The organism is Rhodanobacter sp. A1T4 (genome assembly GCF_014207185.1).
GTDB lineage: Bacteria > Pseudomonadota > Gammaproteobacteria > Xanthomonadales > Rhodanobacteraceae > Rhodanobacter.
Map to the genome: position 1 here is coordinate 41,035 of NZ_JACHCP010000012.1, position 13,234 is coordinate 54,268.

The 13,234-nt window shown below is 61.1% G+C and carries 16 protein-coding genes; 12 read left to right on the plus strand and 4 right to left on the minus strand.

The features are described 5' to 3' along the window. Positions 1–66 precede the first annotated feature (66 nt). Complete coding sequence (locus HDE80_RS20295; protein WP_255484025.1) at positions 67–504, plus strand: hypothetical protein; 438 nt, start codon at positions 67–69, stop codon at positions 502–504. Positions 505–554: 50 nt separating this feature from the next. Here HDE80_RS20295 and HDE80_RS20300 read toward each other — a convergent pair whose 3' ends face one another. Further along, positions 555–2,045 (minus strand): transglycosylase SLT domain-containing protein, encoded by a 1,491-nt coding sequence (locus HDE80_RS20300; RefSeq protein WP_184673894.1) that lies wholly within the window; start codon positions 2,043–2,045, stop codon positions 555–557. 78 nt (positions 2,046–2,123) lie between these two features. Between HDE80_RS20300 and HDE80_RS20305 the strand changes: the two genes are divergently transcribed. From HDE80_RS20305 to greB, 3 genes are read left to right on the plus strand one after another with little or no spacing between them, the layout of a single operon-like run. Further along, positions 2,124–2,387, plus strand: coding sequence for a hypothetical protein (locus HDE80_RS20305; RefSeq protein WP_184673896.1), 264 nt, complete (start codon positions 2,124–2,126; stop codon positions 2,385–2,387). Between the two features lie 7 nt (positions 2,388–2,394). Next, entirely contained in the window at positions 2,395–3,645 is a 1,251-nt protein-coding gene (locus HDE80_RS20310) for a hypothetical protein (protein ID WP_184673898.1), read from the plus strand. Beyond that, positions 3,642–4,148 carry a transcription elongation factor GreB gene (gene greB, locus HDE80_RS20315; RefSeq protein WP_184603268.1) on the plus strand — a complete coding sequence of 169 codons (507 nt, stop codon included), beginning with the start codon at positions 3,642–3,644 and terminating at the stop codon, positions 4,146–4,148. The genes HDE80_RS20310 and greB overlap by 4 nt, the downstream gene beginning before the upstream one ends. Positions 4,149–4,185: 37 nt before the next feature. Here greB and HDE80_RS20320 read toward each other — a convergent pair whose 3' ends face one another. The 3 genes from HDE80_RS20320 to rimO form a co-directional block, all read right to left on the minus strand. Further along, positions 4,186–4,704 (minus strand): hypothetical protein, encoded by a 519-nt coding sequence (locus HDE80_RS20320; RefSeq protein WP_184673900.1) that lies wholly within the window; start codon positions 4,702–4,704, stop codon positions 4,186–4,188. 135 nt (positions 4,705–4,839) lie between these two features. Continuing rightward, positions 4,840–5,652, minus strand: a complete 813-nt coding sequence (locus HDE80_RS20325) for a DUF3025 domain-containing protein (RefSeq protein ID WP_184673902.1) — start codon at positions 5,650–5,652, stop codon at positions 4,840–4,842. 3 nt (positions 5,653–5,655) lie between these two features. After that, the gene (gene rimO / locus HDE80_RS20330) at positions 5,656–7,023 is read right to left on the minus strand and encodes a 30S ribosomal protein S12 methylthiotransferase RimO (RefSeq protein WP_184673904.1); all 1,368 of its coding nucleotides are present in this window, start codon (positions 7,021–7,023) and stop codon (positions 5,656–5,658) included. Positions 7,024–7,231: 208 nt separating this feature from the next. Between rimO and HDE80_RS20335 the strand changes: the two genes are divergently transcribed. From HDE80_RS20335 to pcp, 8 genes are read left to right on the plus strand one after another with little or no spacing between them, the layout of a single operon-like run. Continuing rightward, positions 7,232–7,891 carry a dienelactone hydrolase family protein gene (locus tag HDE80_RS20335; protein ID WP_184673905.1) on the plus strand — a complete coding sequence of 220 codons (660 nt, stop codon included), beginning with the start codon at positions 7,232–7,234 and terminating at the stop codon, positions 7,889–7,891. 23 nt (positions 7,892–7,914) lie between these two features. Continuing rightward, complete coding sequence (locus HDE80_RS20340) at positions 7,915–8,340, plus strand: HIT family protein (RefSeq protein WP_184673907.1); 426 nt, start codon at positions 7,915–7,917, stop codon at positions 8,338–8,340. 6 nt (positions 8,341–8,346) lie between these two features. Then, positions 8,347–9,054 carry a 5-oxoprolinase subunit PxpB gene (gene pxpB, locus HDE80_RS20345; protein ID WP_184673909.1) on the plus strand — a complete coding sequence of 236 codons (708 nt, stop codon included), beginning with the start codon at positions 8,347–8,349 and terminating at the stop codon, positions 9,052–9,054. Then, the gene (locus HDE80_RS20350; protein WP_184673911.1) at positions 9,051–10,052 is read left to right on the plus strand and encodes a biotin-dependent carboxyltransferase family protein; all 1,002 of its coding nucleotides are present in this window, start codon (positions 9,051–9,053) and stop codon (positions 10,050–10,052) included. Before pxpB ends, HDE80_RS20350 begins: the two co-directional genes overlap by 4 nt. Next, the gene (locus tag HDE80_RS20355; RefSeq protein WP_184673913.1) at positions 10,049–10,813 is read left to right on the plus strand and encodes a 5-oxoprolinase subunit PxpA; all 765 of its coding nucleotides are present in this window, start codon (positions 10,049–10,051) and stop codon (positions 10,811–10,813) included. The genes HDE80_RS20350 and HDE80_RS20355 overlap by 4 nt, the downstream gene beginning before the upstream one ends. 46 nt (positions 10,814–10,859) lie before the next feature. Next, a complete protein-coding gene (locus HDE80_RS20360) occupies positions 10,860–11,555 on the plus strand; it encodes a DUF969 domain-containing protein (protein WP_184673915.1) in 696 nt (231 codons plus the stop codon). 2 nt (positions 11,556–11,557) lie between these two features. After that, positions 11,558–12,526, plus strand: a complete 969-nt coding sequence (locus tag HDE80_RS20365; protein WP_184673917.1) for a DUF979 family protein — start codon at positions 11,558–11,560, stop codon at positions 12,524–12,526. A gap of 36 nt (positions 12,527–12,562) precedes the next feature. Then, entirely contained in the window at positions 12,563–13,219 is a 657-nt protein-coding gene (gene pcp / locus HDE80_RS20370) for a pyroglutamyl-peptidase I (RefSeq protein ID WP_221437746.1), read from the plus strand. The last annotated feature ends 15 nt before the right edge of the window (positions 13,220–13,234 follow it).

A 13,234-nucleotide genomic window follows, 5' to 3' on the forward strand; every position in this document is an offset into this window, starting at 1 on the left:
CCTCTACTACGATCACCGCCAGCCGCGCAGCGACGCTGCCTTGCCGTTGATCATCAAGGGGAACTCATGCGATTACTCACACCCGTCATCGTGATGATGCGCGCGCGCCAGCTGGCCCGCCAGTTTCGCGGCATCGAGCGCAGCGTCCGCGCATTGCCGGAACGTAGTCGGCCCCGCATGAGCATGTTGGCTTTGCGTGAGATCGGTCAGGCATCACGCACCGAGTTTCCACACTTGTATGGCACCGCGCCGGAAGCGCGCTATCTGCCATGGGGTCAAGGCACCGAGGCGGGTTTTGAGCGCGCATGCTCGAATAATCCGGAGGTCGCCATGCGTGGCATCGCCTTATGGCTGGCCGTGGCGTATCACGAAACCAAGAATTCGCCGCACGCCCGCCTGCAGCCGCAGTTCCGCCAGCTGATGCAACTGCTGCGGGAAATAAAAGAAGTTCGCACCAGCGGGGATACCGTCGACAGCTGGATGCAGTCAAGTCAGGCGGCCTGACGGAACGACTGCCTTCGATAATTTGTCAGCTCTCCGCCAAACCCGCTGGCTCAACGGCAATCCGGCAGTTTGAGGGTTTGTCCGACACTGATCGAGTGGTGCTTCAGTCCATTGATGTCCGCGACTTCCTGCACACTGGAACACTGCAGTTTGCGCACCACGCTGGCGAGCGAATCCCCACGACGGACCTTGTAAACCTTGTAGCGGCGTTCGGCTTTCGCCACCGGCGCAGGCGCTGCCGGGATGTACGCCACCGTCGGTATGACCGCCGTATGCAGATCATTGGCGAGGATCGGCCACGGGCCATTGACGCAGCGCGAGGCATAGACTTTTTCCAGTGGCTTGGGTACTTGCAGCTGGCTGCCGGCGGGTTGTTCGACCTGCGGATCAAGCCGGGGATTGAGATTGCGCAGCGTGCGGAACCAGCCATCGCTCATGCCATAGGACGAACCCAGGCATACGGTGAGCTCGGACAGGGAAGCCGTGCGCTGCAGGATGATCTTGCCCGGTGCGCCATCCACTTTCGGAAATTTCAGGTTGTAGCTGTCCGGGTGCAGAAACAGCCATGCCGCCGCGAGCACCGACGGCACGTAATCGCGGGTTTCCTGCGACAACTGATTGTAAACACGCGGGTCGTAGAAGCTCACCGACGTATCGTCACCCACCAGTCGTCGCATACGGCCCTCGCCACCGTTGTAGGCCGCGATGGTCAGCTCGAGATTGTTGTTGAACTGGCCCAGTTGCTCATTGATGTACTCGGCGTTGGCCCGGGCAGACTCCGCTGGATCGTAGCGCAGGTCGAATCCGTCGTCGCTGGTCAGTCCGAAACGCGTGCCGGTGGCGTACATGAACTGCAGCGGCCCGGCGGCACCCGATCGCGACACCGCATGCACCTTGCCGCCAGACTCCTTGGCCATGATGCCGAACAGCAGCGCCTCGGGCAGATCAGCGCTCTCATACTGCGGCCACATCTCAAAACGCATGTACTGATAATTGACGTAGGCATCCATCAAAGCCGGGCGCCACTGGGTGAGCCACATCTCCAGCGCCGCCTTGACCGGCCCGTTCATCGCGATCAGTTCGGACAGTTTCTGTCCATGCAGCAGGGTCACACTGCGCTGCGCCTCGGGCAGGCTGGCTGCGCCGGTCTTGCCGGTAGGCAGCGCGGCCTGGGACGGATCGACATCGCTATCCAGATCCTGATCACCGCCAAAGTCACCATCTTTCAGCCGCAGCAAGCGATCGAACACCGAAAAGAACCGCTGTGAATCGCATCCCGGCGTCGTGCCGCAGTGTGCAGCCGCCACTTTCAACTGATCCAATGACTGCGTCAGTGTCAGCTGCGATGCCTGCTGGTTGCCCTCGCGCGACTGCTGCAGCGCGACCTCGTAACCCTTGCTCGCCTGGTCGAGCTGCGCGTAAAGCGCATTGACCGAGGCACTGGGCTTGCCTGCCGCTGACGGTGTGCTTGCGCAGGCGCCGAGCAGGGTCATGGCAGCGGCGAGAAGCGCGATACGGAGGTAGTTGGAGAGTACCGACATGGGGGATTTCGCAAGCTGCAAAGCGTCCACCATAGCCGGCGCTGCGATCCGACTCAACGACCACGGATACGCGACAGCATGAGTATGGCCGCTACAATCGGTTGGCCACCCACGGATGCAAAACGCATGATGGAAGTCTTGATCGGCCGCAATGACCGCATCTACGCGAGCATGGACCCTCCATGCAACATGGGACCAACCCTGCTCGGACGCGCACTTGAATTGAGCGATTCCGGGAAGTGTGTTCTCCAGGTCATTTCCGTCGAACGCCGCATTGACAGCCAACTGAGCCGGCAAATTCTGCACGGCGTATTGAATAACATCGTCGACGACAAGCGCTGAGTCAGGCATGCCACGCATCGAAGTTGCCTCCGCCGACACACCGTTCCCCGAACGCCTGCGCAGTGGCATCGGCTATCCGTTGCGCGGCTCCGGATTGGCCACCTGTGTCGCACTGGCACTTATCCATTACGTGGGGCTGCTGCCGTCGTACATCGGCGCGCTGGCCAGCGTATTCGTGTGGGCTGCTACCTGGCGCTACGCCGCCACTTGCCTACTGCACACGGCCAACGGCTATGCCGATCCGCCGGACGTCGGCGTCGACAGCAGCGATACCAGCGCCTGGGGTCTAGTCGCGATCCATTTGCTGGTAGTCGCCTTTTGCGTGGTCGCCATCGTGTTCTATCCGCACTTGCTGGTGCCTTTTCTTATCCTGTTTGCGCTGGTGCTGCCGGCCATCGACATGTCACTGGCATTCGACGGCAATATGGCACTGGCGATCAACCCGTTGAATTGGGCTCGCGTGATCGGTGCCTTTGGCAGCGCGTACCTGATACCCGTAGCGATCAATCTGCTGCTGGGCATCACGATTGTAATCGCCTCGGTCACCACGGCCTTCCTGCCGCAATTATTGGCGTTGCCGCTGTTCGCATTCGCCAGCACCTATCTCGCAGTGCTGGCCTTTCACCTGATGGGCGCGATGATTCATCAGCGCCACGAGCGCTTCGGGCTGGAGCCGGAAGCGCCAAAGCTGGCGAAGGTCGGCGGACAGGACGCCGACGAGGATCTGCTGGCCGAAGTCGACGCACTGGCGCCGCATGAACCAGTAGCGGCCACTTCCTTGCTGGTCGCACGAATGCAGAATCGCGTGGCGCCGACCTCGCTTCACCTGGCGTATCGAAGGCTGTTGCAACAACAGGGCTTTCGCGACGGACTGCTGGTCCACGGCCAGATCTGGATGGCCTCGCTGATCGCCCAGGGCGAAGCCAAGCGCGCACTGGGGGTGCTGCAGGAGTGTTGCGGCATCGATGCGGACTTCATTCCCGACGACCCGCGCACTTGCGCCGAGCTTGCCGATCTGTCGGCAAGACTGAGCATGCGCCGTATCGCACTGCACCTTTGCCGCGGGTTTCTCAACGCGTGGCCGCGGGATACGCAAGCACCCCATATCGGCATGCTCGCCGCACGCCTTCTGGCTGAAGATCCGGAGCACAAAAGCGAAGCAGCCCGACTGCTGGATACGCTGGAATCAGCGTGGCCGGACCACCCGCTGCATGCCGAGATCGGGCTGCAGCGATCGCGATTGGCGCGCAGTCCATGAGTCGCTGGCGTCCGCCCTCACCGAGCTCTACCGCGATCATCACCCGCGAAGGTTTCGAGCGACTGAAGGCCGAACTCGACCACTTGTGGCACGTGCTGCGACCGCAAGTGGTGAAGGCGCTGGCTGCTGCCGCGGCCGAAGGCGACCGCTCGGAAAATGCCGAGTACATCTACCGCAAAAAACAGCTGGGCGAGATCGATCGGCGCGCCCGCTACCTGAGCAAGCGCATTCCTGATCTCAAGGTGGCCGAAGGATCCCCAGGTGATCGAGGTCTCGTATTTTTCGGCGCCCGTATCGAACTGGAAAACGTCGATACCGGCGAGATCCTGCACTACCGCATTGTCGGCCCCGACGAGACCGACGCAAAACTCGGATGGATCAGCATTGACTCACCGCTGGCGCGCGCGGCACTGAAGCGACGTACCGACGACGAGATCAATGTGGAATTGCCGGGTGGTCCGGCGGCGTTCGCCATCATCGACATCAGCTATAACGCCAACTGATGTGGAAGTATGGCTCGCCCCAGACCCGCCTCAGACCCTACTTGTTGCTGCCGTCATCAAACTGCTGCTGTAATGCTGCGATCTGCGCTTCATGCGCTTCGTAAAAGCTCACGTTGGCCGGGTTGATCCGACTCTTGTCCATGTACTGCGCTGCCTCGGGATTGTTTTTCGCCTGCACCGCAATGCCCGCATTCATCAGTGCGAGATTGGCCAGCAGATATTCGCGCGGAGTGAATCCGTACTTCTGCAGCAGTGGCGCGACTCTTTTATCCTGGGCTACTGGCAGATTGGCCAAATCATCCAGGCTGTGCACATTCGAAAAATCCTTCGGCTGCGGTGGGCTGATGCCCTCCTCGTGCACTTCCTTGACGACAGCAGCGAGCCGCTTGAAGTTATCCTCGTTCAAGTTGTAACTCGCGATCGCCTGCTTGTCGGCAGCCGACAACACGGGCACCTGTTGAGCCTGCGCCCACAGCGGCGCCAGCAACAGCATGCCGCCCAGCAATGCCAGCAACGAATGCATCAGGCGCTTGCGCAAAATCGTATGTGTTTTCATCAAACGCTCCTCGGTAGCTTCAGGTAAACGCAGAGCCTAGCATCGCCACCTTTTGCGAGTATGAGTTTGCGACAACTTTCGATTCAGCGGCTGCAGTACACACCTCACACGTGGGAGATATCAGCCCAGGCAAGATCAAACCAGGCGCATGGCTTCGGGGTATTGACGGTCCAGTCGCCGTGGCTGATAGCAGACAGTGGTGCGGTGAAACGCCTCTTCGTCGTTCTCGGCACGCCACCCCGGGATGCCCGAGAGCGGCAATGGCCGCAACTCCAGCGGATCGCAAAGAAGTTGCCCTGCAGCAATCGCCTCGATGCACGCACGACGGACATCGAACATGTCCACCTCGCATGCCGCATGGAACGCCAACGCCTTGCCCACCAGAAGCTTGTTCGGGCTCAGTGCATGCTCCAGCAGTGCGTGGCCAAATACTTCCACTTGGATCGCCCCGTCCAGCCACGCCTGCCGCTGCCGCCAGAACAGGCCGTACCAGTCGTGCGCATCCCACAACGCCAGTAGCGTGGGATCGCGCACGACAACAATCACGCCAGCTTCGTCAAAATGGGTCATCGCGTACTGCGCACGCGAGCGCAGCTTTGGCCCCATCTGCGCAATTTCCGCCATCTGGCGCTGATTCAAGGATTGCTTGAGTTCCGGGTAGCGTAACCAGATCAACGCATTGAGCAGATCGTGCCAGTTGCCTTCGCGGGTCGCGACCTCGCCGCGTGCGGCGATACGCTGTTCGTAGTGCATGCCATCCGCCAGCAGGGCCGGTGTTTGCGCCACGAAGCGGATGGTCGCTTCATTCAGTAACGCGTCGTTGAGTCCATCGATAGACGGCCATTTATCGCCTTCGAGCAACGCGGCATATTCATGCCACGCGGCCAGCGGCTGTCGCGCAAACATCGCCGGATCGACAGCTTCGCGCGGCGGCGCGTGGTAACGCATGGATCAGCCGACGAGACGCGCGTGCAGATCATGCTCGTCGGCTGACTCGACCAGCACCTCGACAAACTGACCGGGCCGCAACTTCTGGCCGTCAGCGAAGTTTTCGTATGAGATCAGGACCGTACCGTCGATCTCCGGTGCATCGGCCGCCGAACGGGCAATCGCGCCATCCTTGCCGACTTCATCGATCAGCACCTTGATCGTGCGACCAATCTTCTGCTGTAGCTTGGCCGCGGAAATTTCGGCTTGCACCATCATGAACTGCTCGAGGCGATCTTCCTTCAGCTCTTCGGAAACCGGATCGGGCAAGTCGTTGGCCTTGGCACCGTCCACCGGTGAATAGGCGAATGCACCCACGCGATCGAGCTTCGCTTCACGCAGGAAATCGAGCAGTTCCTCGAACTCCGCATCGGTTTCGCCGGGAAAGCCGACGATGAAGGTGCTACGAATGGTGAGGTCCGGCACGACCTTGCGCCAGTTGTTGATGCGCTCCAGCGTGCGATCGATATTGCCAGGACGCTTCATCAGTTTCAGGATGCGCGGACTGGCGTGCTGGAACGGAATATCCAGGTACGGCAGCAACTTGGGCATGCCGTTATGAGTCTGGGCCATCAGCGGCATGATTTCGTCGACGTGCGGATACGGATAGACGTAATGCAGCCGCGACCACACGCCCAGCTCGGACAGTCCTTCGCACAGCTCGGTCATGCGCGTGCGATAGCTCTTGTCACGCCACTGGCGCTCGACGTATTTCAGATCCACACCGTACGCGCTGGTGTCTTGCGAAATGACAAGCAGCTCTTTGACGCCACCTTTCACCAGCCGCTCAGCCTCCAGCAATACCTCATCGACCGGGCGGGACACCAGGTTGCCGCGCATCGACGGAATGATGCAGAAGCTGCAGCGGTGATTGCAGCCTTCGGAAATCTTCAGATAGGCATAGTGCTTCGGCGTGAGCTTGACGCCCGTATCCGGCACGATGTCGAGAAACTTGTTGCGCATCGGCGGCAGCGCCTTGTGCACCGCCGTCATCACGCTGGCGTAGTCCTGCGGCCCGCTGATCGACAGCACGTCGGGGTACGCTTCACGGATCAGGCTCTCACGCTTGCCGAGGCAGCCGGTAACGATCACCTTGCCGTTCTCGTGCAGTGCTTCGCCGATTGCGTCCAGCGATTCCTGCACGGCCGAATCGATAAAGCCGCAGGTGTTCACCACCACCGCATCGGCCGCGTTGTAACTGGGTACGATCTCGTAGCCCTCGACCTTCAGCTGGGTGAGGATACGCTCGGAATCGACCAATGCTTTGGGGCAACCAAGGCTGACGAAACCGATTTTTTGCGTGCTGGCGGAAGGGCTGGCAGAAGTGGACATAAGCTGGAAACGTTGATGACAAGACTGCCCATTGTACCCCGTGCACCGCGTCCATCGACCGCAGCACTTTGCGACGACGAATGCCTAACATGCCAGGGGGATACTTCGGGCTAGACTTTGCACGCACGAATCACCTCTCGACTGGCACGTTATCCCCGCTGTTCGGCGTGCCTGCCACCTCTCCCGCAACCACTATCCGAGGACACTCATGGGTCAGTTCATCAAGCTTGAAAGCGGCAACACCACCATCGACGCCTATCTCGCCGAACCCACCGGCCCGTCCAAGGGCGGCGTGGTGGTGATCCAGGAAATCTTTGGCGTAAACAGCCATATCCGCGACGTCACCGATCGTTTCGCGCAGGCCGGCTACACCGCGATCGCACCGGCGTTGTTCGATCATGAGAAGAAAAACGTCGAGCTGAATTACGACGAAGTCGGCATGAAAACGGGCATCGAACTGGTCAGCAAGCTCGGCTTCGACAAACCGATCCAGGACGTGGAAGCAGCAGCCAAGCGCATTGCCATTGCCGGAAAAGTCGGTACGGTGGGTTTCTGCTGGGGCGGCAGCGTCGCCTACCTGTCAGCGATCAAGCTTGGCCTGCCGAGCGTCAGCTACTACGGTGGCCGCAACATCATGTTCGTCGACCAGAAGGCCAAGGCGCCCTTGCTGTTCCATTACGGCGAGCGCGATGCGCATATCAGCGCAGACGACCGCGCAAAGGTGCAGGCCGCCAATCCCGACGCCGGGTTCTACGTTTACGATGCCGATCACGGCTTCAATTGCGACCAGCGCGGCAGCTACGACGCTCCCAGTGCCAAGTTGGCCATGGAGCGCACGCTGGCCTTCTTCGGGAAGAACCTGGCCTAAGAGCCTGTTTACGGTCTCCATGCATGATCGATCAACCCTTCGCACTCGACCCACGACTGGCAGCCGACACGGTTGCCGTGGCATCGTTGCCGCTGTGCGAAGTGCTGTTGATGAACGATGTCCGTTATGCGTGGCTGGTTCTGGTGCCACGTCGCGGCGGCCTGTCCGAAATCACCGACCTGGCTGCCGACGAGCAAGCCTTGCTTTGGCAGGAAGTAAATCGCGCCACCGCTGCACTGCGAGCAGTGGCGCCTTGCGACAAGCTCAATCTTGGCGCACTCGGCAACATCGTGCGCCAGCTCCATGTTCACCTCGTCGCTCGCATTGAAGGCGATGTCGCGTGGCCGGGACCGGTATGGGGCAACGGCAAAGCCGAAGCCTACGAAGCACAAACATTGGCCGCACGTGTTGAGGCGCTGCGACACGTTCTGACCAACGCGGCGGATTAAGCAGGCATGCCCCCTGCCATCCAGTGTGAGGCGATGGCGGAAGACGCCCTGCTGCTGCGATTCGGTGACACCATCGACCTTGCCATCAACGCTCGCGTGCATACAGCCGCCAGCCATCTGCGACAGCGATGGCCTGAGCTGGAATGCGTGCCGGCTTACGCCAGCCTGCTGCTGCGTTTTGATCCGAATGAGTGGTCGAGCACCAGTGGACGCACGCCGCATCAGCGACTTGGCGATGTGGTGCAGGATGCGTTGAATAACCTATCCACCGAGTCGGTGGACACGCGACTGGTAGACATTCCGGTGCACTACGGCGATACCGATGGCCCTGATCTCGTCGAAGTAGCGGCGATCACCGAGCTTTCGATCGACGAAGTCATCACGCGTCATTGCGCCACCGAATATCGTGTGGCGATGCTTGGCTTTGCGCCGGGCTTTCCTTATTTGCTGGGGCTGGATCCCGCGCTGGCAGTACGTCGCCGCACCGATCCGCGTCAACGCGTACCGGCTGGCAGCGTGGCGATCGGTGGCAGCCAGACTGGCATTTATCCCGACGAACTGCCCGGCGGCTGGCAACTGATTGGACGCACGCCGCAGCGGTTGTTTGATATCACCGCCGATACTCCATCGTTGCTGGCTGCCGGCGACCGCGTGCGATTTCACGCCATCGATGAAGCCACCTTCCAGCAGCTTGCCGCGACAAAGTCACGATGAGCGTCACCGTCATCAAACCGGGGCTATCCAGCACGCTGCAGGACGCAGGACGCCCAGGATTTGCCGCGCTTGGCGTGGGACGTGCAGGTGCAATGGATGGACCTGCTTGGCAATTGGCGAATGCGCTGGCAGGAAATCACCACGGCGAGGCAGCGATCGAATGCACCTTGGTCGGCCCGACGCTACACTTTACTCAACCCGCCGTGATCGCGCTGACGGGCGCAGCGATAAGTGCATATATAGACGGTCGATCGATCCCGATGTGGACACGCTGCCAGCTTCCCGCCGACAGCGTGCTGCAGCTTGGCGGCATGGCGGTTGGCTGCCGCAGCTATCTGGCCGTGCGTGGTGGCTTCGACGTCAGGCCAATACTCGGCAGCCGCAGCAGCGATCTGCATGCAAAGCTCGGCTATGCACACGGCCGCGCCCTGCGCGCCGGCGACGAGCTGCCGTTAGGCATCGCAACACCGTTGAGATGGTCGCACGACATGGAAGATGCACACTGCCTGCCGTGGAGCATCGATCCGCATCCCTGGTTCGATTTCGCATTCCAGCCGCTGGCACTGTTGCCCGGCAGCCACTCGAAGCTGCTGGACGACAACTCGCAGCAGCTATTGAATAACGGAAAGTTCATCCTGAGCAAGGACAGCAACCGCACGGCCAGCCGTCTGGACGGCCATACACTGAGCCTACGCCGGTCGCTGGAACTGATCTCCGAGGCGACGCTGCCTGGCACACTGCAATTGCCGCCGTCCGGGCAGCCCATAGCATTATTGGCCGAAGCTCCGGTGACCGGCGGCTATCCGCGCATTGGCCAGATCGCGGCTGTCGATTTGCCGCGCTTGGCGCAACGCCGCCCCGGCGATACCGTATGCTTTCGTCAGACCACGCTGGATGAGGCCAGCTTGCGCCAAGCCGGGCAGCAGCAGCGCCTGACACGCCTGCTCCGCACACTGACTGAAAGGCTGGAACATTCTCGATGGAAACGGTTGCCATGAAACGCATCGATCTGAACTGCGATCTCGGCGAATCCTTCGGCGCCTGGCGCATGGGCGACGATGATGCTCTGCTGGCGCTGATCAGCTCGGCCAGCATCGCCTGCGGCTTCCATGCCGGCGACCCCGACATCATGCAATACACGGTGGCCCAGGCCATGGCCCGCGGTGTGGCGATCGGCGCGCACGTTTCGCTGCCTGATCTACAGGGTTTCGGACGCCGCGAGATGCGCGTCACGCCGGCCGAAGTGCACGCGATGACGCTATACCAAATCGGCGCCCTGCACGCCTTTACCCAGGCCGCCGGCACACGGTTGGCGCACGTAAAACCTCACGGTGCACTCTACAACATGGCTGCACGTGATACGGCGCTGGCCGAAGCGATCGCCCGCGCCGTGCAGCAGTTCGATCCAGAGCTTCGCCTGTTCGGCCTGGCCAATTCCGCATTGATTGATTCAGCCAGGGCCATCGGTTTGCCAGTGGCGGCCGAGGCCTTCGCCGACCGACGTTACTGCGCCAATGGTTCGCTGCAACCACGCGGCGAAAGTGGCGCCGTCATCGAGGATGTTGCACAGGCGACCACGCAAGCCATCGGTATCGCCCAGGACAACAGCGTCGCTGCCACCGATGGCAGCCGCCTATCGCTGCACGCCGACACCTTGTGCCTGCACGGCGACGGCGCGCATGCGCTGACTTTTGCAAGCCAGTTGCGTGAAGCACTACAGGCAGCAGGTTTGCGTATCGCCGCGCCCGGTGCTGTCTGATGTCGTTCGCATCCATCACCGGCACATCTATCATCGAAGCAGACCCATGAACTACTGGCCACTACTCGGTATCGCGGTAATCGTGATCGGGTTTCTGTTGCGCTTCAATCCGGTGCCGGTGGTGGTTTGCGCGGCGCTGACCAGTGGCCTGCTGGCAGGTTTGACGCCGCTGGCATTGCTGGCACTGCTGGGCAAGAGTTTCGTTTCCAGCCGCTTGTTGCTGCTCTATGTGTTGACGCTGCCGGTGATCGGCCTGCTCGAGCGCGCGGGGCTACGCGAACACGCGCAACGCTGGATCGGTCGGCTGCACGGATTGAGCCTGGCACGCCTGTTGACGGGTTACCTGTTACTGCGGCAGGTGCTTGCGATGTTCGGCCTGACCGGTGTCGCCGGCGCGGCACAAACCGTACGCCCGCTGCTCGCACCGATGAGCGAAGCGGCAGCGGAAAAGATTTTGCCCGAGCTGGACAGTGCAGACCGCGATGAAGTGCGCGCGATAGCTGCCGCCACCGATAACATCGGCCGCTTTTTCGGTGAGGACGTCTTCATTGCCTTGGGTGCGGTGCTGCTGATCCAGGCGTTCTACACCCAACACGGGATCGAGTTGACGCCACTATCGATTGCCTTGTGGGCCATGCCGACAGCCATTGCCGCCTTTGTGATTCAGTCGGTGCGCGTCTGGCTGTATCAACGCCAGCTGCAACGTCGTGCTGCCAATATGCGCAGCGAAAGGACGAACTGAGCATGTTGCGTGTCGAATACGCCTACTGGTTGATCGCTGCCTTTCTGCTTTATGCGGGGTTGCGCAACCTGCTGGAACGCCAAGGGTGGCGCGCGCTGTTCTGGTTGGTGCTGGGCACACTCTTCGCCGGCGGCGATGAGGTGCTGTCACAACAGGCGGCGGGCAATGCGCTGCCGGCACAACTCGCCGGCGGCGGGGTAATCCTGCTCGCCCTGCTCGCACCGCAGATACGACGTAGCACACACACAGAAAACGCTAGCCGCGAGCATCGCATGCAATCGGCGATACGGCTGGGTCATCGACTGTTCGTACCAGCCCTGCTGATTCCTGTCGTGACTCTGCTGGTCGCATTGTTTGGTTCTCATCTATCGATTGCTGGCTACGCCGTGTTCGCCAAACCACAGATGACGCTGACCGGATTGGCCTTGGCATGCGTAATCGCACTGTTTGCTGCATCACGCGTCACCCGTTCATCGATGCCAGAAGGATTGATCGAAGGCCGACGCCTGCTCGACGCCATTGGCTGGGCTGTCCTTTTGCCGCTACTGCTCGCCGCGCTCGGCGAAGTGTTTACCCAGAGTGGCGTTGGCGCTGCTATTGCCGGGCTGGCTGGCACCATATTGCCGACCGGTAGCGCACTGGCCTGCCTGTTGGCGTTCGCACTGGGCATGGTGATGTTCACCGTGATCATGGGCAACGCGTTCGCAGCGTTTCCGGTGATGATGGCCGGTATCGGGCTACCCTTGTTGATCCAGCAGCACGGCGCCAACCCGGCGATTCTCGGTTCGATGGGCATGCTGTGCGGCTACTGCGGCACGCTGATGACGCCAATGGCAGCCGATTACAATCTGGTACCCGCCGCGCTGCTGGAACTGCGCAGCCCGTATGGTGTCATTCGCGCACAGCTCGGTAGCGCACTGGCGATTCTTGCTGCCACCATTGTGCTGATGTATCTGTTCGTGTTTCGCTGATTTCATCACTGCACATTACTCACGATACCGAAAACCATGAGCCAGAATTTGCCGCACATCTTGTTGACCGGCTTCGATCCCTTCGGTGGCGAAAGCATCAATCCATCATGGGAAGCTGTGCGCTTTTTTGATGGGCGTCGCATTGGCGGGCATCGGATCATCGCGCGTCAGCTGCCGACGGAATTTGCCGGCTCACTGCGTGCGCTCAAAGCCGCTGTGCGCGAAATTACGCCTGTGATGTTGCTTGGCGTCGGGCAGGCTGGTGGACGTGCGCAGCTATCGATCGAACGCGTGGCGATCAACGTGCAGGATGCGCGTATCCCTGATAACGCCGGTGTGCAGCCGGTCGATGAACCCGTCATCGCTGACGGCCCAGCCGCCTATTTCAGTACCTTGCCGATCAAGGCGATGCTGGCCGCGCTTCAGGCACAGGGCCTGCCATCCGAGATCTCGCAGACAGCCGGCACTTACGTCTGCAATCACATCGCCTACGCCATGCTGCATCTGGCGTCGAAGCGACGTGGCGTGCGCGCCGGCTTTATTCATATTCCGTATTTGCCGGAGCAAGCCGCTCACCAGCGCGGCGCGGCGAGCATGGCCAAGGCCGATGTGGTGCTGGCGCTGGAGATTGCGCTGCGCACCGCGATCGCCACCACGGTTGATCGCAAGCTGGCTGCCGGGGCGATCGACTGACGGATGAATGTGCGG